We start from the raw sequence: 24,952 nt of genomic DNA, 5'->3' as shown, positions 1-24,952 counted from the left end.
CCGGGGGCCTTGTGCCCCCGGTTTGCCATTGAGCGCCAACGCTTCGCGGCTGTGCATTTTTCACGCACGGGGAACCGCCCTGCCGGCCGACAATCCGCACAGGGCCCCGATCGCGCCTTGGTCTTCGATTCCAGATCGTTCCCCGGCAACCCCGCATGGCCACCTTCGACGTCACCGCGCTCACGCCCGAGCAGATCGCTGAACTGACCACCGCCCAGCTCGCCACGCTCAGCGGTGGGCAGTGGGCGCTGCTCAGTGCCGAGCAGGTGGTGGCGCTGACCCCGGTGCAGGTGTCCGCGCTGACCGCGCGCCAGCTCAACTACCTGGCGTCCGGACAGCTCTCGGCCATGGAGCTGACCGACATCCAGGCGCTGAACACCGGCGCGCTGCGCACCCTCACCACCGCCTCGCTGGCGGTCCTGACCAGCGACCAGATCCATGCCCTGACCACCACCCAGATCCCGGCGCTGACGGTGGACCGGCTGCGCCGCATGGACAGCGACCAGTTCGCCGCGCTGGACAGCACCCAGATCCAGGCGCTGAGCTCCATCCAGGTCCGCGGCCTGGGCAGCGCCCAGATCGGCCTGCTGGCGCTGGACGAAGTCGCCGCGCTGAGCACCAGCCAGGTCAAGGCGATGAACACGGTGCAGATCGCCGCGCTCTCGACCGACCAGCTCAATGTGCTGGGCACCTCGCAGATCGCCACGCTCAGCGGCAGCCAGAGCAAGGGCCTCACCGCCGCGCAGCTCAATGCGATGGCCAGCGAGTCCCTGCAGTCGCTCAGCACCCAGGCGGTGCGCAACCTGACCACGACGGCCGTCAGCCACCTCAGCTCCGACACCATCGTCGCGCTGGAATCGAAGCAGGTGGCTGCGCTCAGCAGCCAGCAGTTCCGCACCCTGGCCACCGACACCCTGGCCGCGCTGAGCACCGAGCAGATGGCCGCCGTCGGCACGCTGCAGATCAAGGCGCTCAGCACCGCCCAGATCAGCGCCCTGGAGGGCGAGGACCTCGCCGCCATCGGCACCAAGGGTCTGCGGGCGATCGCCTCCACCCAGCTCGCGGCCCTCAGCTCCGAGCAGCTGGATGCGTTGACCAGCCGTCAGGTCGCCAGCCTGACCTCCACCCAGTTGGTCGGCCTGCACAGCGAGCAACTTCCTTCGTTCAGCACCGACGAACTGCGCGCCCTCAGCAGCTCGGCCCTGGCGGGCCTGAAGCCCGAGGTGCTGGCCGCGATGGACAGCGAGCAGCTCGGCGCGCTGCGCACCAACCAGATCAGCACCCTCAGCACCCGTCAGCTGGCGGCTTTCGACACCGACGACCTGGCCGCGCTGAGCACCCTGCAGATCGCCGCCCTCACCTCCAAGCAGGTGGCGGCCCTGTCGATCGACCAGATTCGTTCGCTGGATACCGAGGACCTGGCCGCGCTCAGCAGCGTCGCGCTCAGGGGACTCACGCCAGGCCAACTGGCGGCCCTGGACACCGCCCAGTTGGCGGCCCTGAGCAGCAGCCAGACCGGCGCGCTGACCACGCAGCAGCTGCAGAACCTCAGTTCGGATCAACTGATCTCGCTGAGCACCAGCGCGATCCAGGCCCTGTCCACCCGGGTGATTGCCGGCTTGTCGACCGAGCAACTGGACCTGCTGGGCAGCGACCAGCTGATCGCGCTGACCAGCAACCAGATCCGCGCGCTAACCACCGCGCAACTGGCGGCACTCACGCCGGAAGACCTCAACAGCCTGACCACCGGCCAGTTCGCTGCCTTCAGTTCCGCGCAGTTCCGGGGGCTCACCACCGATCAGGTGTCGCTGCTGCAGACCGAGGACTTCGGTGCGCTGTCCGGCACGGTGATCCGTTCGCTCAGCACCGCCCAGATCCAGGCGCTGGACGTCGTCATGGTCGGCGCCATCAGCAGCGCGCAGGCCACGGTGCTCAACGCCGGCCAGGTGGCCGCGCTGCGTCCCGACCAACTGCAGGTGCTGACCACCGACGCGCTGCAGGCCATCAACACCGTGGCCATCCGCGGCCTGACGGCCGACCAGTTGGATGCCCTGGGCGCCGGCGCGCTCACGGCCATGCGCACCAGCCAGATCGTGGCGCTGACGACCGCCCAGATCCGCAGCCTGGATCATGAGAACTTCAATGCGCTGGGCACGGCCCAGTTCAGTGCGTTGAGCTCCTTCCAGTTGGCCGCCATTGCTTCCAACGAGATCGGCCAACTCGCGCCCGAGCTGCTGGCGGCGATCAAGCCGGGCTTCCTGGCGGCGTTGGGCTCTGGCCAGATCAGCCAGCTCAGTCGCGACCAGTTCGGCGCCTTCGGCAGCAGCCAGACGGCCCAGCTCAGCACCGGCCAGGTCGCAGCCATGACGCCGGACCAGATCGATGCGCTGTCCAGCGACGGTGTGCGCGGCCTGAGCGTGCTCGCCTTGCAGGCGTTCACCAGCACGCAGCTCAATGCGCTGGTGGATTCGCAGATCGATGCGATGCGCACCAACCAGGTCGCCGCGCTGACGACCCACCAGCTCGCGACCTGGTCGCAGGCCGACCTGAATGCGATGAACACGGCGCAGTACGCGGTGCTGTCCTCGCGGCAGATCGGCGCCCTGACGACCGACCAGATCGCCAACCTGGAGGCGGTGGACGTCGCCGCGGTGAGCACCCGGGCGATCCTGGGCTGGAGCTCGTCGCAGCTCGGCGCCTTGAGCGGCGACAGTGTGGCGTCGCTGACCGATGCGCAGCTGGCCACCCTCACCTCCAAGCAGCTCAGCGGCTTGAGCGCCGACCAGCTCGATCGCCTCAGTGGCGACCAGCTTGCCAAGCTCAACAGCGCTGCCGTGCTGGGCATGAGCAGCGACCAGTTCGGCTCGCTCGATGCGGGCCAGATCGCGCTGCTCTCCCCGCGCCAGATCGCCGCGCTCACGTCGCTGCAGATCGCGGCCATGGCCCCGGACGAACTCGAGGCGATGAGCACCCTGCAGTTCGCGGCCTTGCGGTCTTCGCAGCTCGCCTTGCTGGACGCCACCCAGCTCGCCGGCATCGAGACCCAGGACCTGGCCGTGCTGCACACCACGGCGCTGCGCGGCCTGACGAGCGATCAGATCGGTCTGCTCAGCCTGACCCAGATCCAGGCCCTGACGCCGAACCAGGTCGCCTCGCTGACCTACCAGCAAGCCGCAGCGATGCACACCGACCAGATCGCGGCGCTGAACACCGCCCAGGTCTCGGCCCTCACCAATGTGCAGGTGCTGGCCTGGACCGGCGACCAGATCGCGGCGCTGGATGCGCAGGACGTCGCGCTGCTGCCGGTGCGGGCGATCCGGGTGATGGAGGCCGGCGACTTTGCCGCGCTCAACACCGACCAGATCCATCTGATGATGAGCACCCAGCTCGCCGAGATGACGGTGACGCAGCTGACCGGTTTCGCCACCGAGGACTTCGCCGCACTCAGCTCCGCCGCCTTCCGCGGGCTGGGCACCGCCGCCCTCAACGGCCTGAGCACCGACGTCTTCGCCGCGCTCGGCGCGGATCAGATCCACGGCATCAGCACCACGGTGCTGCGTGGCCTGCACACCGAGCAACTGGCGGCGATGAACACCGACGCGATCATGGCGCTGGACAGCCGGCAAGTGATGTCGCTGACCACGGCGCAACTGGCCTCGATCTCGTCCGAGGGCTTTGCCACCCTGTCCAGCGACGAACTGGCCGCGCTGACCCGCGACCAGGCGCGGGCGCTGACGATCGACCAGATCCATGCCATCACCAGCGACGCGGTGATCGGTCTGGAGACGCGCGACCTGACCGCGCTGAACATGAACCAGGTGCTGGCCTTCAGCTCCGATGCCATCCAGGCGATGAGCGGTCAGCAGCTGGATGCACTGTTCCTCGCCACGCCCATCATGCTCAACTTGGACGGTCACGGGCTGTCCACCGTCTCGGCGCAGAACGGCGTGCTGTTCGATCTGAACGGCACCGGCCAGACCCAGCAGTGGGGCTGGATGGCCCAGGGCAACGGCCTGCTGGCACGCGACATCAATGGCGACGGGCTGATCAACAACGGCACCGAGCTCTTCGGCACCGGCACCGTGCTGGCGAACGGCCAGCATGCCGCCCACGGCTATGAGGCGATGGCCGCGCTGGACGCCAACCATGACCACCGCCTCAATGCCGCCGACGCCGCCTTTGGCGAGCTGCGGATCTGGGCCGATGCCAACGGCAACGGCAAGACCGATGGGGGTGAGCTGGTGAGCCTGGCCTCGCTGGGCATCGTCGAGCTGGACCTCAATGCCAAGGCGGGCACCGCGCAGGACAACGGCAACCTGCTGGGACTGATCTCGGGCTACAAGACCGCGGACGGCAAGACCCATGAGATGGCGGATGTCTGGTTCGCCAAGGCGAGTTCGGACGCCCCGCACACCGCCTCGCTGCCCAGTGCCGCCGAGGTGCTGGCCTCGCCCAAGTCGACCGATGCGGGTGGACTGCTGTCCGAGGGCGTCACGGCCCCCGCGGTCAGCAGTGCCTCGACGTCCAGTGCCGGTGCCAGTGCCAGCACAGACACCGGCCATGTGCACCACAGCCTGCTCAGCGCGCTCAAGCGCCAGGAAGGCGAAGACGCCGCTGCGCCGCTGATCTGATCGGCGCTGATCGGCGCGGCTCGGCGCTGCACCGGTCCGCCTGGGGTCGCTCGGCGCTGATCGGATGGACGTCGCGCCGTCGTCATCCGGGTCGACGCGGGTGCCCTTCCTGCGGAGTTGAACGCCTGGAGCATCCCTTATCGAGGCATGCCCCGTTTCCCTGCGGCGACACAATTCGCCGATGATTGGTCATGGCCCGTCCGCGGAGCGTGGCCGCCACCAAAGGGACATGCGTTGAAAACACTGTGCATCGAGGGCTGGCGAGGGGTGAACCACTCCATCGCGATGGTCAATCAGAACCAGATCCTGGAGATGGTGAAGGACGCGCGCTTCCAGCTGTTCCACCGCGACGCGCCCTTCTTCATGCCGCACTGGGACCGCAGCAAGCTCGATGCCGGCTTCTCGCCCGAGGAACGCGCGGTCATCGAAAGCCTGCCCGACCCCGGCGACCAGGTCATGGATGTGTGCCTGCGCATCGCCTCCCCGGTCCGTGCCGGCACGCCCGGCAGCGCGCGGCGCACTGCGACCTTTGTCGTCACCGAATTCGGCTTGTCGGAGAAGAGCTTCGATCCACCCGGGCTGGCGCCGTCCGCGTTGACTCAGGGCGATGACCTCGTCATCACACCGACCCGCTGGTCCCAGGCCCGGCTGGTGGACTACGGCTTCGATCCTGAGAAGGTGCGGGTCGTGCCGCACGGCTACAAGACCGACACCTTTCTGCCGATGACCGAGGAGCAGCGTCAGCAAGCCCGGCTCGCGTTGAACATCCAGCCGCATGAGACGGTGTTCACCAATGTGGGCGTGGCGACCTGGAACAAGGGCATCGACCTGCTGCTGCTGGCTTTTGCCGAACTGCGGTTGGCCGGCCTGCCGGTGCGCCTGATCCTGAAGGACCACCAAGGCCTGTACGGCATCACGGTGGAACGGGTGTTCGCCGAAATGGCGGCCCGCGCGCCGCAGATCGGTGCCGCGCAGGTGCGTGACGGGATCTCGGTGCTCTCCACCAGCTTGAACCTGCCGCAGATCCGGTCGCTGTATGCGCTGTCGGATGCGTATGTCTCGCCCTACCGTGCCGAAGGCTTCAACCTGCCGGTGCTGGAGGCGATGGGCTGCGGCACCCATGTGATCGTCAGCGGCGGCGGCGCCACCGACGACTTCACCCCGCCCGAACTCTGCCATCGACTGCACACCCGGCCGGGGACCGCCGCGGACGCGCCGCAACCGGTGGGCGGCGCCTTCGTGGTGCCGGATCTGGAGGACCTGCGGGAGGCCATGCTGCAGGTCGTCGAGCAGCGGCTGCCGCCGCCGGTGCGCCGCGAGGCAGCTCGCCTGCGGCTGGCTGAACGCTTCTCCTGGGGCACGGTGACCCGGCAGTTGCTGGACCTGCTCTGAGCACCGACAAGGAGCCTTGATGAAGCCCAACCTGGCGGTCGCCATCGTCGATACCGATCTGCATGTGCTGGCCCGGCAGGCGCTGACCCACACCCTGCGCGTGATGGAGCAGCAGGGGCTGCCGATCTCGCAGGTGCTGATCTATTCGGACCAGCCCGCCTTGTGGCCCGGCCTGCCGGTGATTCCGGTGCCGACGCTGACCTCCATCCGGGACTACAACCTGCTGATCACCCAGGAGCTGGCCAAGCACCTCAGCGCCGACCATGTGCTCGTGATCCAGTACGACGGCTTCGTGCTCAATCCGGACCAGTTCTCGCCGCACTTCCTGCATTACGACTACATCGGCGCGCCCTGGCCCAACTACGAGCGCCATGAGGTCGGCAACGGCGGCTTCTCCTGGCGCTCCAAGCGGCTGGTGCAGGCGGTGGCCGCCCTCGACTACGACGACCCCAGCGAGGCGGAAGACCTGTTCATCTGCCGCCGCATGCGTGACACCCTGGAGCGGCTGGGCTGCCGGTTCGCGCCCAAGGCCATTGCCTCGCATTTCTCGGTGGAGTTTCCGGCGGTGCCCTACCCGACCTTCGGATTCCACGGCATCTTCCACCTGCCGTCGGTCTATCGCGAGATGCCGGAGTTCCTGGTGGACCATCTGTCCGACCGCATCATCAAGTCGCGCAGCAACTTCCTGCTGCCCGGTCTGCAAGCGGTGTCCGCCGAGGCTGCTCAACGGCTGCAGGCGCGCCTGGCCGCACTGGCGTGAGTTGCCCCCTGCGAAACGGAACATGGTGCTGATTCCGCCGACCTGTCCGACCGACCCCATAGCCCCCCGACGCATCCGACGCGATCGACCGCACCCGACCGACGCCACCCCGCATTGCGCTGCCTACGAGGCCTGACATGACATCGAACAAGCAGATCATCATCCTCATCCCGCACGGCGTGCAGACCGGCGGCCCGGAGGCGCTGCACCAGCTCTCCGACGCGCTGATCCGCCAGGGGCACGATGCGCGGGTTTGGTATGTGCTGCCGAGCGACCTGCCGGCGATCGACGAGCTTTACCGCCACAACGGGCTGGGCGCCAACACGGCGCTGCGCCTGCAGCCACGCCCGAACACGGTGGCGGATTACGAGAAATACCAGACCGTGCTGGCCGAGCAGATCGTGATGAATGCGGACACCTGCGTGGTGTTTGCCGAGACCTATGTGCACTGGGTGCGCTACTTCCCGCATTGCAGTCCCATGGTCTGGTGGCTGAGCATCGACAACGCCTTCGAGTATTTGTCGGTGCAGAAGGTCAACCTCAACACCTTGCGCAGCGAGCGGGTGCTGCACACCTATCAATCGGGCTATGCGCATGACGTGATCCGGGCGCTGGGTTGCCGGCGCACGCTGCCGTTGTCGGACTACACGCCCGGCAAGGTGGAGGTTGCGTCCACGCTGCCCAAGACCGACATCGCGCTCAATGCCAACCACAAGGTGGTCTATGACGTCGGCGCGATTGCGGCGCGCCTGGAGCGCGACTGCGGAGTCAAGGTGCGCCTGATCCGCGGGCTGACGCGGTCGCAGGTCTACGAGGCGCTGGACCGAAGCCGACTGTTCATCGACCTGGGTACGTTCCCGGGGAAGGACCGCCTGGCCCGTGAGGCGCTGATGCGCGATTGCTGCGTCTTTGCGCTGGATGTGGGCGCTGCGCGCGACTACGCGCTGCCGGAGGAGTGCTACTTCAAACCGGATGCGGTGGACCAGGTGTTCGCCGGCGCGAGTCAGCTGCTGCAGCAATACCCGCTCTATCTGGAACTGTCGCGGCCTGCGCAGCAAGCGGTGCTGCGGGAGCGGATGATCTTCGAGCGGGAAGTGGCCGGGTTGGCGCACGCGCTGGGGGCGTGAGGGGTCCTCCCCAATGGCCCATCGGCGCATCACTGCTTTGCGCCTCACCTTATGAACCCCGATCAGCGTGCGTCTGAGCCGCTCCGAAAGAACGAATCGCGAAGAGCTTCGGCCTGATTGATCTCATATGGGCTGAGGTACTTCCTGAGCGAATCCAGCGTGTCCGGCTGTATGCGTGCATTCAGTTCGGCAGCGACCAACGCATAGCCATACGCCTTGGAGAGGTCGCGCGGGCCGGCTCTGCCATAGCGATGAATCCCCGACAGCAGCAATGCCGCTTCGCGGTTTCCTGCCTCCAGGGCGGAGGTGGCCAGCGCTTCGACATGGCGACGCAGTTGTTCGTCGGTAAAGATGTTTTTGCCGGCCAGCAACTCGGGCACCTTTTCTGCGTTTGACAGCAGTTGCCCCGCGAGCATTGCCTTGACCTGTGGCGAAGCCTTCTCGGCTCGCGCGAACTCGTCCAACAGGCTCACACGCGCCTGCAGGCCTTTGATGGGTAGCCACGCACATTCAGGCGGCCGGTAGCCACGTTCTTCTTCACTCTTCTCGTCGCACATACGAAGCGCGGCATTCAGATTCACGATGGCGGACACGTCGCCGGTCCGCGCCTTCTGAAGCTGCTCCTCAAAGTGCTTGAAGGCGTATTCAACTTCTTCAAGTTTGGGTTCGATGGTTTGCAACGGAGGTGGAACCCGGCGGGCCTCTGTAGTCGATTTCGACGCGTTGATAGGTAATGCCTGTTCTCTTGCCCTAACGATGTCTGGATCGTGGATTCCGCTCGTCTTCATTGGCGCCGTGGCCATCTCAGCTTCTAACGGTTCCCGTTGCTCTCGCTGAGAAAACCATGCAACGATGGCAATCGAAATCAATATCAATGTCGGAACCACGAAGGCGGCGACTCGTCGAATAAAGCTTTTCAGGTTCAGACGCTTCTCCATTAAAGCCGGGGATCATCGCACCGCCGGATGTTACGTCAATCTTTTCCAATGGACCTTGGGAATGACGCCGCCCATGTGAATTTCCTCGTTCATGGCTCGCCACCCCTCCATAAGCCATAGGACCGCAAACTTAAGCCAAGGGCAAACATGAATTGAGAATCTGCGGACCTTCTCGCTATGCTTTCTCGAAAGTCTCAATGAATAACCTGACACGGCCAAAGCGAATTTTAGCAATCATGCTCGACACCCTTACCCCAAACCCAGACCGTCTCGACTACGTCGTATTTTTCGAATGCGAGCCGGTATGGGAACATCCGCGCGGCTGGATCTTCGGCCTCAAATTTGAAATCATCAATGGGGACGATAAATTGGTCGTCGAATTCTCCAATCACGACCAGTACTGGCAGATGGAATGGTCACACGCTGACGAGGTGGTCATCGCGGCCAGCTGCGTGATGGTCGGAAACTGGTATCTCGAACGGGTCAACGGCCTGGAATGGTTCTGCTGCTCTGTTTTCGATGACAACCGGCGACCACGCGAGATTCGGCTCAAGATCCGCCCTCGCATCAGCGTTTCCATCCTCGAAACTTGGTGAACCCCGCGCCGAACTGATCCGCCTCGATGACGTCGATAGGCCAGCCAGGTCTCACATCGGTCGCCGGACCACCAGCCCATCATCGAACCCAGCGCCCTATCAAAACCGCCGCTCCACCGACAGGTGAAACGCCTGCACGGCATACCGCCCGATATCGGGATACCAACTGAGGTTGGCCTGGACGTCGCTGCCCATCGGCAGACGGACGCTGGGCGCCACGATCGGCACGATCGCGCGGGCCCGGCGATGCACCGTGTAGCCGCTGGCCGCGCCCAGAAACAAGCCGAGCAGTGGCCAGCGCGGCGAGGTGGCCAGGTAACCGCCGTAGACGGTCCAGCGTCTGACACTGTTGTAGTAGAGGCCGACCTGCGCCTGATTCTCGAAGCGGTAATAGACGCCCGGATTGAAGCCGTTGAAGCGTGTCGTGCGGGTGCTCTGGTCCACCACCCGCCCGTCCTGATCGACATAGAGCGTCGTCACCCGCTCCTGCGGACCGCTGTGATAGCTGACCAGGTGCAGGCCCAGCGTCGCCCCATCCCGCGAAGGCGAAGCGGGCGATGGCGGACCAGGTTCGTCGACAACAGGCATCGTCGCCGATGGCCACGAGGTCGCGGCCATGGAGGGGGCCTCGACCTCGCTGGTGGCCGCAAGACGCGCCGTCGCGATCGTCGGCGCGGCCACCTGCGCGGCAGCGCCCTCGCCCAGCATAAGCAGCATCGGCAGGCCGATGCCATGCCAGGATCGACTACGAATCAAATCCGTCCCTCCCGCCGGGTCGTCTGGCCGCAGCCTTCATGCGAATCACCGCCATGACGCCGATGCAGCACTGTCATGGCAGGCCCCGCCAGCGAGGTGCCACCGAGCTGTTTCTGTCGATCGACTCTAGGGAGCCCACCGTCGCCGGGCAATCATGGGAAATCCCTGAAGCGTCTCATTGCCCCTGATTCCAGTGGCGCCATGTCCACGCGCTCGTGCGCTCCCAGGCAAATTCACGAATGCCGACAGGGATGTGAGGCATCGCCTCACATCGAGTTCAGTCACACCGCACGTTGGCCCACGCGGAACACGAATTGAATTTCGAACGATCCGTACCGAAGATGAACACAGGTTGGCGGGCAGACCGCTACCGCGGGGATGAGCGGTCATCCCTCGGCATCTCGCAGGGGAAACGCATGAAGCTCTCAGCACTCAAGGTCAAGACCAAACTGTGGCTTGGGTTCGGCCTGATGGCCGTGATCGTGGCCATCATTTCGGGCGCAGCGTTGCTCTGGCTGAGCCATGCGAATCACCGATTTGAGGGCTACCTCGATGGCGTGGCCCAGCGCGAGCGTCTGGTCAGCACACTGGAGACTGCCGCCAAGTCTCGAGCCATCGCAGCCCGCAATCTGGTGTTGGTCATGACACCGGAAGACCGCACCATGGAACTGGACGCCGTCAAGAAGGCGCACCAGAAGGTGAAGGACTCGCTGGCACAGTTGCAGAAGGACCTGGCTGACGGGCGCGGCGCCACGGCGAAGGACCGCGAGCTCTTTGCCAGGGTCGACGCGATCGAAGAGAAGTACGGCGCGGTGGCGCTGTCCATCGTGGCCATGGCGGCTGACGGCCAACGCGACGCCGCCATCACCAAGATGAACAACGAATGCCGTCCGCTGCTGGCCAGCCTGCTGGCGGCGACCGCTGACTACATCGGATACGAGGACCAACGCGCCCGCGAAGAAAGCGCCGAGGCGGCCCGCCTGTTCGCCAACGACCGGTGGACGCTCCTGGGCATGGCCTCCCTGGCCGCCGTGCTGGCCGCCGTGCTGGGCTGGGCCATCAGCCGTTCCGTCAATGCCCCGCTGCAACGCGCCATCCGACTGGCCGAAGCGGTGGCCGAAGGCGACCTCCGTGCCGAGATCGATGTCACCGGCCGGGATGAGCTGAGCCAGTTGCTGGCCGCGCTCAAGGCCATGAGCGGCAATCTGTCGTCGATGGTCAGCAACGTGCGCCAGGCCGCAGACGGCATCGCGACCGCCTCGAACGAGATCGCCATGGGCAACCAGGATCTGTCGAGCCGCACCGAGACGCAAGCCAGCGCCCTGCAGCAGACCGCCTCCTCCATGGCGCACATGACCGAGACGGTGCAGCACAACGCCGAGTCCTCACGCAAGGCGACCGACCTCGCCTCGGTGGCGGCCCAGGTGGCCGGTCAGGGTGGTGATGTGGTGAACCGGGTGATCTCGACGATGGAGGAAATCAACGGCTCCAGCCGCCGCATCCACGACATCATCGGCACCATCGACGGCATCGCCTTCCAGACCAACATCCTGGCGCTGAATGCGGCGGTCGAAGCCGCACGTGCCGGTGAACAGGGTCGCGGTTTCGCAGTCGTGGCTGGCGAAGTGCGCGCCCTGGCGCAACGCTCCGCCACCGCCGCCCGCGAAATCAAGGCCCTGATCACCGACAGCGTCTCCAAGGTGGATGCGGGCGGCCAACTGGTGCAGGAGGCTGGCCGGACGATGGGTTCGATCATGACGCAGGTGCGCCACGTCACCGACCTGATGGGCGAGATCAACGCCTCCACCGAACAGCAGAGCACCGGCATCGTCCAGGTCAATGCGGCCGTGGCCGCCATCGACCGCGGCACACAGCAAAACGCCGCCTTGGTCGAGCAGAGCGCCGCCGCAGCCGAGAGCCTGCGTCAACAGGCGCAGACCCTGGCCGAGACGATCTCTCGGTTCAAGGTGCGGGAGACCGGCGGCCTGGTGCACGGCTGAGGATCGAACGGCTAGGTTCGGCGTCGTTCGCCGTCTCCCGCTGTCTCTCGCTGTCTCTCGCTGTCTCCCGGCGTCGTCCGACCTGATCGAAGGGTACTGGCGGCGGGCGCCCTCCCGCCCTGCCCCACCCTACGGCGCCAGCAACGGCACCAGATACTTCACCGGCACCGCATAGGTGATGCCGCTGGGCGCGCTCAGCGCCGATTCGCGGGTGCCCTTGAGCGCCACCATGTTGACGATGCCCACCACCTTGCCGGTGCGGATCTCCAGCAGCGGGCCGCCGCTGTTGCCCGGGTAGGCGGTCATGTCGAGCTGCAGGAACTCGACCTGCCCCTCCCGCAACTGCCGGATCGCGCGCTCGGACAGGCTGCCCGAGGTCGGCGCCGGCAGCGCCGCCTTGGTGATCGAGGCCACGATGCCGCGGTGCGTCGCCAGCGACACGCCCAGCGCGGTGCCCAGCGGATAACCCATCAACGCCACCGCACTGCCCTCGCGCACCACCGGCTGGCCTTCATCCAGCGGCGCCAGCGACAGCGTGGCCACCAGCGGCTTGTCGTCCACCAGTTCCAGCACCGCCAGGTCATGCAGCGTGTCACGACGGCGCAGCTTCACCGGCCGCAACTGCGGCGCGCCCGAGGCATTGCCGCTGCCCGGCACCTGGATCGCCAGCTCCTTCTCCAGCGGATTCGGAATCACATGCGAGCAGGTGACGATCAGCTTGCCGTCGCCCACCACAAAGCCGGTGCCGCGAAAGCCGAAGCGCGGGCTGTCGGTCGCGCTGTAGGTCCCGACCGCCACCACCGCCTGTCGACTCTTGTCGATCAGGTCCGGCAGCGTGTTGGACATTTCCTGCGCCCGCAGGCCCGTCGGCAGCAGCGCCGCAGCCCCCAGCGCCAGCAGTTGCCGCCGCGCGATAGGGTCGGGAGAGGGGCTCACACTCAATTCATTCATCGATCGTCTCGTTCCTTGTCCTGGGTCTTGGATGACACCGTTCCGGTGCGATGCCCGTCATGGGCGCTCAGGCCGCTCAGGCCGCCAGGTCGCGCGCGGTCTGGCCCATCTCCAGTGCGGAGACAAAGCTGCGCCAGTTGCGATCCGGCTCGTCGATGCGGAAACCATAGAACACCCCTTCGTCGGTGTCTCTGCGGCGCACCGCGCGCGCGGTCAGGTGCGAGGTCTCGCTGTGGCCCAGCTGGATCTCGACGTGGCCGTCGATCTGCAGCGGCAGCGGCAGCTTGCACTCGGCCTGGAAACCCTGGGCGGACACTTCGATGACGTCCAGCGTCACATGCCCCAGTGCGGGGCCGTCGTGGGCCGATGGCAGGTCGATGAAGCCCGGGCAGCGAATCGAATAACGTGGGTACTGCCGCAGCGCCCGGCCCACGTCCTCGCCACCGGTGAGCATCGGCAGCACATGGCGGAATTCCACCTGACGGTAAACCGACCACAGCAAGGCCTTCTGCCGGTCGCTGAGCTGCGGGAACACCGGCACCACCTGGTTGAAGAAGTGGTCCAGCAACGCCGGCGTCATGACCGGATCATTGGTGGTGTGATAGCGGCGCTCCGGCAGCTTGATGTTGGGCAGCCGGTGACGGAAGAAGTAGGTGTGCAGGTTCTTGTGAGCCGGCCGGCCGCGGTAGCCACGTTCGAACAGCCGGTCGGCATCCTGCAGGTCCAGCGTCGCGCCCACGGCGGGTGCACCGTTGGCGAAGTCGTAGTTGGCCACCGTCTGTTCCCGCAGCCGGGTGAAGAACAGCAGCGCTTCGTAGAGTTCGATCTTGTCGGGATTGACCGCGATGACCAGATGCCGGGTGTCGAAGTACTCGGTGCAGTACTGGTGCATGAACTTCATCAGCGGGAACAGGATCGCCCCGCCGGTCTTGCGGAAGGCCGGCGCCACCGCCAGCGCGGAAATCTCCGCAATCTTGCCGCCCTTGGCCCGCACGCCTTCCAGATCGAAGACCGATTGCAGCGGGAAGCCGAACACGCCCTCGCGCACCATCGAAATCGTGCCGACCACCACACCGTCGTACTTGGCGCAGAGCGTGGTGGTGGTGGGAAGGGCGTGGTAGATCGTGACCCGCAGGCCGCTGGGGTCCGGCTTCATGAAGCCGCTGCCGACGTAGGCGTCGTGCAGGATGCGGAAGCAGGCGTCGAGCTCCTCCTGCGTTTCCGCGACCTTGAGTTCCAGCCGCTCGCTGGGCGCGGGATCGCAATCGGCCATGCGCCGATAAACGCCGAACCGCAACGGACGCGGCAAACGCGAGAACATCAGGCGCAGCGCCTGATGCAGTCGCTTGCGAATGCTGGAGCGACGAATTTGGGTCATGACCGTCTCCCTTCGGGTGCGGTCGACCGCGGAACGCGGGTCCGTGTCAGCGGATCGCGGCCTGCAGTTTCTGCACCTCGGCTTGTTGCTCGAACTTCGGTCCCAGATCGGCCAGGCGCTGGAGTTCCGCCTTGGCTTCGGTCTTCTTGCCGCCGGCCACATACAGCTGGGCCAGACGCAGTCGATAGGCTGGCACACCGGGTGCCTGCTTCACCGCATCCTGCTGCACGGTGATGGCCCGGTCCGTCTGGCCCTTGGCCGCCAGCACTTCCGCCAGCGTGTCCAGGTAGGTGGGCACCTGCGGACGCAATTGATTGGCGCGTTCGGCCAGCTTCAACGCCTCATCCGGCTTGCCAGTCCGCAATTTGACCCAGGCGATGTTGTTGATCGCGGCGGCGTTGTCCGGCGCACCGTTCAGCACGCTCTGGTAGTACTGCTCCGCCTGGGCATATTGGCCCTTGTTCACCGCGACGTCGCCCAGGTGATGGAGGAAGACGGTGTCCTGCCGGTGCTTGGCCAGCCAGGCGTTGCCATAGGCCTTGGCCTCGTCGGTCTTTCCGGATTCGACCAGCACGCTGTGCAGCGCCACCGCCAGCTCGGTCGCGGGCACGGTGGCTCCGGCGGCCTGCGACACCTGCTCCGCCTTGCGGTAGGCCGCCAGCGCAGCGGGCCAGTCCTTGCGCGAGCGGGCGATGTCGCCTTCCAGCTTCCAGCCCAGGCCGAAGTTGGGGCGAGCCGTCTGCAGGCCCTTGGCCGCCACCTGGGCCACATCAGGACGCTGGATCAGCAACGCTTTTGCAGTGACCTTTTCGGCAAGTTGCGCATCGCCCGGGGCCACGGCCTGCGCGCGCTTGAGCGCGGCCGCCGCCTGGTCGCGGTCACCGCCCTGGATGTGCAGGTCGGCCAGGCGCAGCGGGCCCAGCGGCGAGCGCGGCTGCTGGGTCGCGATCTTGTTGAAGGAGGCCACGGCCTGCTGACGATCGCCGCTGGCCAGTTGCACCTGGCCCAGCACATCCAGCAGCTCCGGCGAATCCGGATCGCGGGTCACGCCCTCCTGCGCCACGCTCAGGGCCTGCTTGAGGTCGGGCTTCTCCACCAGCAGGCCGATCAGCGCCAGGCGAGGTGCCGGCGATTCGGGATGGGCGCGGGTCAGCTCGGTCAGTCGCTTGATGGACTCATCGGGCGTGGCCAGCTTGTGGTTGAGCCGCAGGCCGATCTGCGCCATGTGGGCGCGCAGGTTCTTGGGGTCGGCCTTGAGGACGACGTCGTAACGCTTGGAAGCGTCTTCCGGCTTCTTGTCCTGCACATCCATCGCCGCCAGGTTGTTGGCGGCAGCCAGCGCGGCGGGCTCGCGCTTGAGGGCGTCCTCGAACTGGGTGCGAGCCCCGGCGCGATCCCCGCGCGCCAGCGCCACCCGGCCCCGCAGCTCCGGCGCCATCGCGCTCTTGGGCTGCTTGGCATCCAGGGCATCGATGGCCTTGCCGGCGCCATCCCAGTCCTTCTTGCGCATCAGCACGCTGATCAGCGCCAGATCGGCCGAAACGCCCTTGTCCTCTGCGGACAGCTTGCGCAGGTCCGCCATGCCTTGCGCTTCCTGGCCCTTCTTGACCTGGCCGAGTGCCAGTCCGACCCGGCTGCGCACATCGTTCGGATTGGCCTCGGCGGCGCGGGCCAGGAAGCTTTCGGACTCGTCACTGCGGCCCTGCTTGAGACGGATCTCGGCCGCGAGCGACAAGGCTTCCGGCGGTACGCCGGCCTTCGCCTCGAGCGCGGGCTGCAGCGTGGTCATGGCCTGATCGGCATCCCCGCCGCGCAGTTGGGCCTGCGCCAACGCCAGGCGGGCCTGGGTCGATTCGGGCGAGCTCTGCAGCACCTTGGCAAACAGCGATTCGGCCTGGCGCAGGTCGCCGTTGGCCTGGGCGACGCGCGCGGCCAGGAACTGGGCGCGGTCGCTGTTGGGCGCGATCTTGAGCAGCGATTGCGAGAGCTCGGTCGCCTCCTTCAGCTGGCCGCCTTCCAGGGCGAACACGGACGCGTAGTAGAAGGTCTGCGCATGCTGCGGCACGGCGGTCTTCATGGCCGCGACGGCCTCCTTGGCGGCCGCCTTGTCGCCGGACGTCATCAGCGTATTGATCAAGCCCGAATGCGCACCCACCAGCCGCTTGTCCAGCGAGATGGCCTTGCGGAAGCTCTCCACCACCTCGGCCGTCGGCACCTCGGCCAGCGCCTGCAACTCACCCTTGAGCTGCCAGGCCTCGCCGGAGTTCGGCGACTGGGCCAGCAATTGATCGAGGCTGGCACGCGCCTCGGGCAGCTTGCCCTCGCTCGTCAGCAGTCGCACATTGAGCAGGCGCACGTTGACGCTGTCCGGTGCGGCCTTCAACGCGGCGTCGGCGGCGACGCGGGCCTCGGCCAGCTTCTGGCGGGCCACGTAGGCGCCGACCAGCGCGGCCTGCAGATCGGCCTCGTCCGGCAGGCTGGCGAGATGACGGCTGCCGTACTGCGCAATCACCTCATCGACCTTGCCTTGCAGCAGCAGCAGGCGCGCCTGCAGCGCCACCAGGGCATCGCCCTTGTAGCCTTGGGACTGGGCCTTCTCCGCCTCGATCGCGGCGCCGGACACATCACCGGCGTCCAGCAGCGCACGGGCGAGCAGGAAACGCGCTTCGGACAGCGACTCATCCTTCTGCAGCGCGTTCTTCAACTGGATGATCGCGGCCTTCGGATCCTTCTGGTCCAGATGCGTGCGGGCCGACTTGAGCAGATCCTGGGCCGATTCGCCGAAGCAGCCTGCCAGCAGCAGCGAAGCGCCAAGCGCCATCGCCACGGCGCTCTGTGCGAGGCGGCCCCGCGCACCGGTGGCCCCCGCCGTCCGGCGGGACCGGTGCGAGGAACGGAAGGTCAGCGGTGCGATGCCAGTCTTGCGGTCTCGGGACATGAAGCTCTCTCGGGAAAGGATCGGTGGAACCGGAGGATGAAACGGGTGGCCGGAGCGGCGAGCTGAAGCGGTGGGGTCCAGCCGCGAGATTCGACGGCGACGTCGAGCGGACGACCCCGTCGCATCGGCGGCCCGCTCAGGTCTTGATGCCCAGGCGATTCATCAGATCGTAAAGCGTGGGACGGCTCACACCCAGCAGATCAGACGCCTTGGCGATGTTGCCATCGGTGCGGGCCAGAGCGGCCACCACGGCCTGTCGCTCGGCGCGCTCGCGCACGGTGCGAAGGTCCAGGTCGTTCTGGTCGGCCGGGGTGGTCTCCGGGCTGGGCAGTCCGAGGTCCTCGGGCGTGATGCGGTCGCCGTCGGCCATGATGGAAGCGCGCTTCATCAGGTTCTGCAGCTCACGCACATTGCCGGGCCAGCGATGGGCTTCGACGCTGCGGATCGCCTCGTCGCTCAGGCGCAGGATGGATCGGCGCTGCTCTGCGCAGAAGCGCCGCAGGAAGGCATGCGACAGCAGCACCGCATCCCCGATGCGGTCGCGCAGCGGCGGGATGTCCACCACGATCTCGGCCAGGCGGTAGTAGAGGTCCTCGCGGAACAGACCCTGGGCGATCTTGGCCTTCAGATCCTGGTGGGTGGCACCGACGATGCGCACATCCACGGCAATCTCCTGCCGCCCGCCCAGCCGCTCGATGTTGCGCTCCTGCAGGAAGCGCAGCAGCTTGGCCTGCAGCGGCATCGGCAGGTCGCCGATTTCATCGAGCATCAGGGTGCCGCCGTTGGCCGTCTCGATCTTGCCGACGGTGGTCTTGGTGGCACCAGTGAAGGCGCCGCGCTCATAACCGAAGAGCTCGCTTTCCAGCAGCGCTTCCGGAATGGCCGCGCAGTTGATGGCCACGAAGCGGCCCTTGCGCTTGGAGGCATCGTGCAGCGTCTGCGCCAGCACTTCCTTGCCGGTGCCGCTCTCGCCCAGCAGCAGCACGGTCGCATCGCTGCTGGCCACGCGCTCGATGGTGCGGCACAGCCGCAGCATCTGCGGGTCACGGGTCAGCAGCTTGCCGGCGGGCTCGCCGTCCTGCTGGTCGAGCAGCCGCTGGTTCTCCTGCTGCAGTTCATGCAGCCGCAAGGCACGCTCGACGGTCAGCACCAGCATGTCGGGGTCGACCGGCTTGGCGAGGAAATCGTAGGCGCCCAGGCGAATCGCTCGCAGCGCATTGTTCTGATCGTTCTGGCCGGTCAGCACGATGACCTTGGTGGCCGGCTCCAACTCGATGAGCTTTTCCAGCAGCTTGAAGCCTTCGGAGACCGAGTCCTGGTCAGGCGGCAGGCCCAGGTCCATGGTGACCACCGCCGGCTTGTGACGGCGGAACTGCAGCACGGCGGAGGCCAGGTCATCGGCGGTGACGGATTCGAAACGATCCATCGACCACTTCAGCTGCTTTTGAAGGGCGAGATCGTCCTCGACGATCATCAGCGACGGGGGCTGCGCACTCATCGCGTCTCCATCAGGCTGGCATCGGCCGCCTGGTCATGGCTGCCGTCGGGTCCTGAACCGGCAAAAAACAGCGGCAGCAGGATTCGCACCTGCGTGCCTTGTCCGGGCGCGCTCTCCACGTTGATCTTTCCTCCAAGTTCCTGCAGGTACTGATAGCTCTCGTAGGCCCCGATCCCCATGCCGGCGGCCTTGGTGGTCTGGAAGGGCTTGAAGAGCCGCTGGTCCATGAAGGCTTGCGTCATGCCGCAACCAGTATCCTCCACTTCGACCTGCGCATGGCTGCCCACACGGCGCAAACGCAGCCGCACCTGTCCCTCAATCGGGGTGGCATCCAAGGCGTTCTGGACCACATGGCCGAGCACCCGTTCGATGCGTTCCTCATGCCCGCGCGCACTGACCTCCGCCAGCAGCTCGAGCGTCAGCGTGCGGCCCTTGCTTTGCGCGGCCGCCGCCAGGCGCCGCGCGATCGGACCGATCGCCACGCCGCCCGCGCTGCCGTGATGCGGCTTCTCGCCCTCGCGCAGCTGAAGCATCAGCTGGCGCATCTTCTCGAGCGAGTTCTCCACCGTGTCCAGCATGTCCTGCTGGAACTCGGGGTTGTCGCGCAGCCGCTTGGCGTTCTTCATCATCAGCGAGAGCTGGGTGACGATGTTCTTGAGGTCATGCACCACGAAGGCCGACATGCGGTTGAAGGCCTCGAACTTGCGCGCCTCCAGCAAGGCCTCGGCGGCCTGCATCTGGGCCAGGTAGCTGGCCGCTTGCTGGGCAGCGGTGCGCAGCAGGTCACGCACTTCCCAGTTGAGCTCCAGCGGCGTGCGCGGCTGGGCCAGCACCACCCAGCCGATCAGGGCGCCGCCGTTGAGCAGCGGCACCACCAGCCAATGGCGGGCGTCGTCCACCAGGGCCACCGGCAAGGCGACATGCTCATACACCTCGGGGCTGCGGCGCCACTCGTCGAGGTCAATGATCCAGCCGCGTTCCACCAGCCAGTGCTTCAGGGCCACGTCCGGTCGCAACGGCTCACGCAGCTCGTTGAGGTTCCAGCGGGCGGCCTGCTGATAGTCCTCGTCACCGGCGGCGCGGCGCAACCAGAGGGCGCCTGCGGGACTCTCCACCAGATTCGCCAGCCCCAGGATGACCGACTCGCCCAATTGCGCCGTCGAGGCGCTGGCCGACAGCATCGCGGTGAAGCGCAGCCATTCCTGCCGGTAGTCGTAGCGGTAGCTGAAGAAATTCTTGCTGATGTAGACCCGCAGCTTCGCGCGCAGCGAGCCGGACAAGGCCATCAGCAACAGCGCCAGCACGCCGACGACCAGCAGCACCTGCTGCAGCGCCCGGCCCCACTCGCCACCGGTGTAGCGCACGTAGTAGCCCAGGCCCGACACGCCCATCAGGTAGATGCCGACGATCAGCAGCGTGGCCGAATGAAAGGCCGCCGCGCGCGAGACATGCAGCTTGTCGAGCCACTTCTTGTGGCGGCGACTGGCCAGCCACAGCAGCGGCACCGCCAGGCTGTGGACGGCGGCGCGCACGCTCAGCGCATCGCCGTCGAACTGCTGGAACAGCGAGGCCTGCGAGAACACGAACACATCGAACACGAAGATCGCGCCCAGGCCCAGGCAGACCGGCTTGGCATTCCAGCGGGCATCGCGGTCGATGTTGCGCAGCATCTGCTCCAGCAGCACCAGACCGAAGACACCCAGCCCCAGCCAGGCCATCGCCAGCGGACGCTGCAGCACGAACAGCGGCGTGTCGCCCCAATAACGCCACAGCGGCAACGCCACCGCCAGCGCCACGCCGGCCCAGGCCAGCAATTGCAGCGGCCGGGCCACGCCCGAGGCGCGCGCAGGACGGGCCAGGGTGGCGGCGTGATCGGCCGGCAGCGAGTCGGGGGATGCGAGGACGGCGCCCTCACCTGCGGGCGTGGGTCGGGCCTCCATCAGCGCGAGGATGAAGGCAAACCAGGCGCCGTAGCGCAGCGCATCGCACACCGGCAGCAGCACCTGGGCGGGCCAGTGGCGCTCGCCCAGCCAGCCGATCTGCACGGCGGCATCCAGCCCGGCCCACAGGGCGCTGAGCAGCAGCGCCACTTCCAGGCGAACGGCTCGGCGACGATGCTGGCCGAATTGCGGCAACACCGCGACCGCCAGCATCAGATGAGCCAGCACCGCCAGCGCGCCCGAGGCCGCGCCCAAGGTGTTTGAGGATTCCCACATCACTCAGCGTGGGGACCTGGGGGCCGCGACGAGGGATCCGGGAGCGCGGCGCTCCAGCGTTGCGCTCAGCGCGCCCCCCGGCCGGTCAGCACCACGGCCACCGTCTCCAGCATGATCAGCAGATCGAGGAACAGGGTGTGGTTCTTGACGTAGTAGAGGTCGTACTGGAGCTTCTCCAGCGAGTCCTCGATGGTCGAACCGTATTCGTAGCGCACCTGCGCCCAGCCGGTCACGCCCGGCTTCACGCTGTGACGCACCGCGTAGTAGGGAATCTGCGCGACCAGCTCATCGACGAAGAACGGACGCTCCGGACGCGGCCCCACCATGCTCATCTCGCCACGCAGCACGTTGATCAGCTGCGGCAGCTCGTCGATGCGCACCTTGCGGATGATGTTGCCGACGCGGGTCACGCGGGCATCGTTCTTGGTGGCCCACTGCGGACGACCATCTTTCTCGGCGTCGTTGCGCATGCTGCGGAACTTGATCACCTTGAAGGTCGCGCCGTTCAGGCCCACCCGCTCCTGGGTGTAGAAGATCGAGCCGGGCGATTCCAGCTTGATCAGCACCGCGGTCACCAGCATCACCGGCGCCGACAGCACCAACAGCACCAACGACGACACCAGATCGAACACCCGCTTGACGGCACTGCGCAGCACGCCCTGGTTGAAGCCGTCGCCGAAGATCAACCAGCCCGCGTGGACATGGCTGATCTTGATCTGCGCCAGGGTCTTCTCGAAGTAGGTGGCCAGGTCGACCACGCGGATGCCGTAGAGCTTGCAATCCAGCAACTGGCGCAGTGGCATGCTGCCGCCGCGGCGCTCGGACAGCGCCACCACGATCTCGTCCACGCCCAGGCGCATGGCCGCATCGGTCAGCGATTCACCGGCGGGAATCAGTTGATGGGACGGCACCTGCGGATCGACCTCGTTGGGACCCGGCAGGAAGCCGACGATGTGGGCATGCGGATCGGCAGCGCGCAGGCTGTCGCTCACCGCGAGGGCCGCATGGCCGGTGCCGAAGATCAGGATCTTGCTGCGGCCGCTGGCCTGCGCGCCGGAATGGGCGGCGTAGACGCGGTGCACCATCACCAGGGCGACGGCCAGCATCGCGGTGGTGGTCAGCAGGTCGCGGTGGGAGACGGTGGCGGGGATCAGGCTGAACAGGCCGTAGGCCAACGGCAGGCCGATCAGCAGCGCAAACAGCGCGCGGGCGCAGGACTGCGTCAGCGAGCGCTTGTGGGATTGGGAATAGAGGCCCGAGGCGGAGTTGATGACGAACATCCCGCCGGCCAGCGACAGGCCATACGACGCCGCGAAGGTCACCATGTGCTCGCTGCTGCCTTGGCTCAGCGCCACTGCAAACACCGCCGCCACGATCAACCCCAGGTCGAACAACACCTGGATCAGGGTGCGACGATGAAGGTAATGATTAAATATTCGAATCATGCCAGTCCCCAAAGCAGGTCAGGGCATCCACTGGATGCTGGTGTCGACCGCCGGGCTGAACTCCGGACTGCAGCGTCGGCCTGCCCCAGGCATGACCACCTGGCGACGCGGGTGCGGGGGGCATGATGCCTCCCACCCCTGGCCTTGAAAGCCCCCCGTTTGGAGGGGCCCTACGCCTGCACTCCGGTCTGGATTCGACCGGCGGCGCCCACCGTCCAACGAGTGCCCGAATTGACCCATTGGCGGCATGACGGAGGCCATTGTCTGCAGTGGGGCCAGGACGCAAACCCCCTGACTGAATGCTTTGTGGTGTGCAGCGTCGGGAATGCACGCACCTGAGGGGGGTGATCCCACGATATGGGGACATTTGCGACAAAAGTCATGTCGGGTCGGTCGGCAGGTGTGCAAGCCCTTGCCTCAGAGGGAAACCGCCATGAAAAACGCCCACCGGGCGGTGGGCGTGGAGGGGCTGGAGCACCGAAAAATCGCTCGAGATGTCGAACGTTGGTCACCGACAGCCACCATCGATGACAGACAGTCACCGATGGCGACCCCACCGCATGCAGCGGCTTGCAGATCTGCGGCGGCGACATCCGTGGGATGCTGCCGCCGCACACCGCTGATCGCCATGCCGATGCCGCGATGGGCGCGGCGTTCAGCGTTCAGCGTTCAGCGTTCAGCGTTCAGCGTTCAGCGTTCAGCGATCAACCGGTCGACGAAGGCCAACGACAGCCCTCGCCCCCCCGACGTTCCACGCTCAGCGAACGACAGCCAGTTGCTCGCGATTGCCACCCTTGTAGGTGTAGAGGGTCAGCGCGCCGTTCTTGATGTCGCCCTTGGCATCGAAACCGATGGTACCGGTCACGCCCTTGTAGCCGTCGGTCTTGGCCAGCACCGCCAGGTACTTCTTCGGATCGGACGAGTTGGCCTTGACCATGGCGTCGACCATCACGTTGACGGCGTCATAGACGTACGGGGCGTAGATCTGGACGTCGACCTTGTACTTGTCCTTGAACTTGACCTTGAAGGCGTCGAGCGACTTCTTGGACTCGCCCTCGACACCACCGGCCTCGGCGCAGACGACCTGGCTGTCAGCCAGGTTGCCGGCGGCCAGCTTGGGCAGTTCGGCGGTGCAGATGCCGTCGCCGCCCATGAACTTGGCTTCGATGCCCAGTTGCTTCATCTGACGCAGCATCGGGCCGGCCACGGCGTCCATGCCGCCGAAGAACACGACGTCGGGCTTCTTGCCCTTGAGCGAGGTCAGGATGGCGGTGAAGTCCGTGGCCTTGTCGTTGGTGAATTCACGACCGACGACCTTGCCGCCTGCAGCCTTGACGCCCTTTTCGAATTCATCGGCGACGCCCTGGCCGTAGGCGGTGCGGTCGTCGATGACGGCGATGGACTTGCCCTTGAGCGTGGTCACCGCGTACTTGCCCAGCGTGCCGCCCAGGTGCACGTCGTCAGCCACGACGCGGAAGGCCGTCTTGTAGCCGTTGCGGGTGTACTTGGGATTGGTGGCGGACGGGGAGATCTGCGGAATGCCGGCGTCGCTATAGATCTTCGACGCGGGAATGGTCGTGCCGGAGTTCAGGTGGCCGATCACGCCATTGACCTTGGAGTCCACCAGCTTCTGCGCGGCGGCGGTGCCTTGCTTGGGATCGCCGGCGTCGTCTTCCGCCAGCAGTTCGAACTTGACCTTCTTGCCGCCGATGGTGACGCCCTTGGCGTTCAGCTCATCAATGGCCATCTTCGCGCCCAGCTCGTTGTCCTTGCCCAGGTGGGCGATGGCGCCGCTGGTCGGGCCAACGTGGCCGATCTTCACCACTTCCTGCGACATGGCAGCACCGCTCAGGGTAATGGCGATCGCGCCCACGATCACATTCAGCTTGGTTTGCATCAAAGAACCTCCGACTCGGATAGGTGGAATGACGTTGAGTTCTCAACGCGGCCGACCATACTCTGTTTCAGAGGGGGCATCCATAGTGAAAATGCTGTGAACCACCTCACGCACCTCGCGTTGTCGCGCGCTCGTCATCGGGGCAAATCCGGATGGGATTTTTCAGGTGCGCGCACGGTGTGCGGCCACGCGCTGCGACGGGGCGCGAAGCGCCAGTCCGGGGCGGTCCGCGCCGGGACGGCTGTGCGGAAATCCGCACAGCTTCGACACTCACCGCAGCGGTCTTCGCGCGAATCAAATCCTCGATGAACAGCGCGATGTCTGGCTCAGGCGCCCATGAAAAAAGCCCCGCGCCATCGCGCAGGGCTTTCAGGTGGGTTGCAGGTGGGTTGCAGGTGGATGAAAGGTCAGGCGCCTGCCTGCCTGCCC

Annotated in this window: 15 protein-coding genes; 6 read left to right on the top strand and 9 right to left on the bottom strand. The window is 66.3% G+C overall.

Annotated elements, in window-relative coordinates; translation table 11 throughout:
• The first annotated feature begins 155 nt into the window (after window positions 1-155).
• The 4 genes from N4261_RS10200 (at window position 156) to N4261_RS10185 (ending at window position 7,910) form a co-directional block, all read left to right on the top strand.
• Window positions 156-4,631, top strand: a complete 4,476-nt coding sequence (locus tag N4261_RS10200; RefSeq protein ID WP_261760040.1) for an SPM autocatalytic domain-containing protein — start codon at window positions 156-158, stop codon at window positions 4,629-4,631.
• 234 nt (window positions 4,632-4,865) lie between these two features.
• Window positions 4,866-6,023, top strand: a complete 1,158-nt coding sequence (locus N4261_RS10195; protein WP_261760039.1) for a glycosyltransferase family 4 protein — start codon at window positions 4,866-4,868, stop codon at window positions 6,021-6,023.
• Window positions 6,024-6,042: 19 nt separating this feature from the next.
• On the top strand, window positions 6,043-6,783 hold the full coding sequence (locus N4261_RS10190) for a DUF5672 family protein (protein ID WP_261760038.1): 741 nt from the start codon (window positions 6,043-6,045) through the stop codon (window positions 6,781-6,783).
• 137 nt (window positions 6,784-6,920) lie between these two features.
• Window positions 6,921-7,910: a hypothetical protein gene (locus N4261_RS10185; protein ID WP_261760037.1), complete on the top strand. Its 990-nt coding sequence runs from the start codon at window positions 6,921-6,923 to the stop codon at window positions 7,908-7,910.
• Between the two features lie 62 nt (window positions 7,911-7,972).
• Here the strand turns inward: N4261_RS10185 and N4261_RS10180 are convergent, their stop codons facing one another.
• On the bottom strand, window positions 7,973-8,848 hold the full coding sequence (locus N4261_RS10180; RefSeq protein WP_261760036.1) for a hypothetical protein: 876 nt from the start codon (window positions 8,846-8,848) through the stop codon (window positions 7,973-7,975).
• A gap of 236 nt (window positions 8,849-9,084) precedes the next feature.
• On the opposite strand from N4261_RS10180, the gene N4261_RS10175 reads away from it, so the two are divergent.
• Window positions 9,085-9,444, top strand: a complete 360-nt coding sequence (locus tag N4261_RS10175) for a hypothetical protein (protein ID WP_261760035.1) — start codon at window positions 9,085-9,087, stop codon at window positions 9,442-9,444.
• 99 nt (window positions 9,445-9,543) lie between these two features.
• On the opposite strand, the gene N4261_RS10170 is transcribed toward N4261_RS10175, so the two are convergent.
• A complete protein-coding gene (locus N4261_RS10170; protein ID WP_261760034.1) occupies window positions 9,544-10,200 on the bottom strand; it encodes a hypothetical protein in 657 nt (218 codons plus the stop codon).
• A gap of 416 nt (window positions 10,201-10,616) precedes the next feature.
• Between N4261_RS10170 and N4261_RS26045 the strand changes: the two genes are divergently transcribed.
• Complete coding sequence (locus N4261_RS26045; RefSeq protein ID WP_290428857.1) at window positions 10,617-12,200, top strand: methyl-accepting chemotaxis protein; 1,584 nt, start codon at window positions 10,617-10,619, stop codon at window positions 12,198-12,200.
• Window positions 12,201-12,329: 129 nt separating this feature from the next.
• On the opposite strand, the gene N4261_RS10155 is transcribed toward N4261_RS26045, so the two are convergent.
• The 7 genes from N4261_RS10155 to N4261_RS10125 all read right to left on the bottom strand — a co-directional run bounded on the left by N4261_RS10155 (window position 12,330) and on the right by N4261_RS10125 (window position 24,523).
• Window positions 12,330-13,151: a S1 family peptidase gene (locus N4261_RS10155; RefSeq protein ID WP_261760033.1), complete on the bottom strand. Its 822-nt coding sequence runs from the start codon at window positions 13,149-13,151 to the stop codon at window positions 12,330-12,332.
• Window positions 13,152-13,227: 76 nt separating this feature from the next.
• Entirely contained in the window at window positions 13,228-14,529 is a 1,302-nt protein-coding gene (locus N4261_RS10150; RefSeq protein ID WP_261760032.1) for a GNAT family N-acetyltransferase, read from the bottom strand.
• Window positions 14,530-14,575: 46 nt separating this feature from the next.
• Complete coding sequence (gene prsT, locus N4261_RS10145; protein ID WP_261760031.1) at window positions 14,576-17,467, bottom strand: XrtA/PEP-CTERM system TPR-repeat protein PrsT; 2,892 nt, start codon at window positions 17,465-17,467, stop codon at window positions 14,576-14,578.
• Window positions 17,468-17,603: 136 nt separating this feature from the next.
• Window positions 17,604-18,965 (bottom strand): PEP-CTERM-box response regulator transcription factor, encoded by a 1,362-nt coding sequence (prsR, locus tag N4261_RS10140; protein ID WP_261760030.1) that lies wholly within the window; start codon window positions 18,963-18,965, stop codon window positions 17,604-17,606.
• The gene (prsK, locus tag N4261_RS10135; protein ID WP_261760029.1) at window positions 18,962-21,181 is read right to left on the bottom strand and encodes an XrtA/PEP-CTERM system histidine kinase PrsK; all 2,220 of its coding nucleotides are present in this window, start codon (window positions 21,179-21,181) and stop codon (window positions 18,962-18,964) included. The genes prsR and prsK overlap by 4 nt, the downstream gene beginning before the upstream one ends.
• Before the next feature lie 65 nt (window positions 21,182-21,246).
• Entirely contained in the window at window positions 21,247-22,626 is a 1,380-nt protein-coding gene (locus N4261_RS10130; protein WP_261760028.1) for a TIGR03013 family XrtA/PEP-CTERM system glycosyltransferase, read from the bottom strand.
• A 757-nt stretch (window positions 22,627-23,383) separates the two neighbouring features.
• The gene (locus N4261_RS10125; RefSeq protein WP_261760027.1) at window positions 23,384-24,523 is read right to left on the bottom strand and encodes a branched-chain amino acid ABC transporter substrate-binding protein; all 1,140 of its coding nucleotides are present in this window, start codon (window positions 24,521-24,523) and stop codon (window positions 23,384-23,386) included.
• Window positions 24,524-24,952: the final 429 nt, after the last annotated feature.

The sequence above is a fragment of the Roseateles amylovorans genome (genome assembly GCF_025398155.2).
GTDB lineage: Bacteria > Pseudomonadota > Gammaproteobacteria > Burkholderiales > Burkholderiaceae_C > Roseateles > Roseateles amylovorans.
This window is presented reverse-complemented; position numbering and strand designations above follow the sequence as displayed.

Excerpts from the sequence above, each read along its gene's own strand:
- N4261_RS10200 (WP_261760040.1), top strand. The coding sequence starts at position 156 with ATGGCCACCTTCGACGTCACCGCGCTCACGCCCGAGCAGATCGCTGAA.
- N4261_RS10190 (WP_261760038.1), top strand. The coding sequence starts at position 6,043 with ATGAAGCCCAACCTGGCGGTCGCCATCGTCGATACCGATCTGCATGTG.
- N4261_RS10185 (WP_261760037.1), top strand. The coding sequence starts at position 6,921 with ATGACATCGAACAAGCAGATCATCATCCTCATCCCGCACGGCGTGCAG.
- N4261_RS10180 (WP_261760036.1), bottom strand. The coding sequence starts at position 8,848 with ATGGAGAAGCGTCTGAACCTGAAAAGCTTTATTCGACGAGTCGCCGCC.
- N4261_RS10175 (WP_261760035.1), top strand. The coding sequence starts at position 9,085 with ATGCTCGACACCCTTACCCCAAACCCAGACCGTCTCGACTACGTCGTA.
- N4261_RS26045 (WP_290428857.1), top strand. The coding sequence starts at position 10,617 with ATGAAGCTCTCAGCACTCAAGGTCAAGACCAAACTGTGGCTTGGGTTC.
- N4261_RS10155 (WP_261760033.1), bottom strand. The coding sequence starts at position 13,151 with ATGAATGAATTGAGTGTGAGCCCCTCTCCCGACCCTATCGCGCGGCGG.
- N4261_RS10150 (WP_261760032.1), bottom strand. The coding sequence starts at position 14,529 with ATGACCCAAATTCGTCGCTCCAGCATTCGCAAGCGACTGCATCAGGCG.
- prsT (WP_261760031.1), bottom strand. The coding sequence starts at position 17,467 with ATGTCCCGAGACCGCAAGACTGGCATCGCACCGCTGACCTTCCGTTCC.
- prsR (WP_261760030.1), bottom strand. The coding sequence starts at position 18,965 with ATGAGTGCGCAGCCCCCGTCGCTGATGATCGTCGAGGACGATCTCGCC.
- prsK (WP_261760029.1), bottom strand. The coding sequence starts at position 21,181 with ATGTGGGAATCCTCAAACACCTTGGGCGCGGCCTCGGGCGCGCTGGCG.
- N4261_RS10130 (WP_261760028.1), bottom strand. The coding sequence starts at position 22,626 with ATGATTCGAATATTTAATCATTACCTTCATCGTCGCACCCTGATCCAG.
- N4261_RS10125 (WP_261760027.1), bottom strand. The coding sequence starts at position 24,523 with ATGCAAACCAAGCTGAATGTGATCGTGGGCGCGATCGCCATTACCCTG.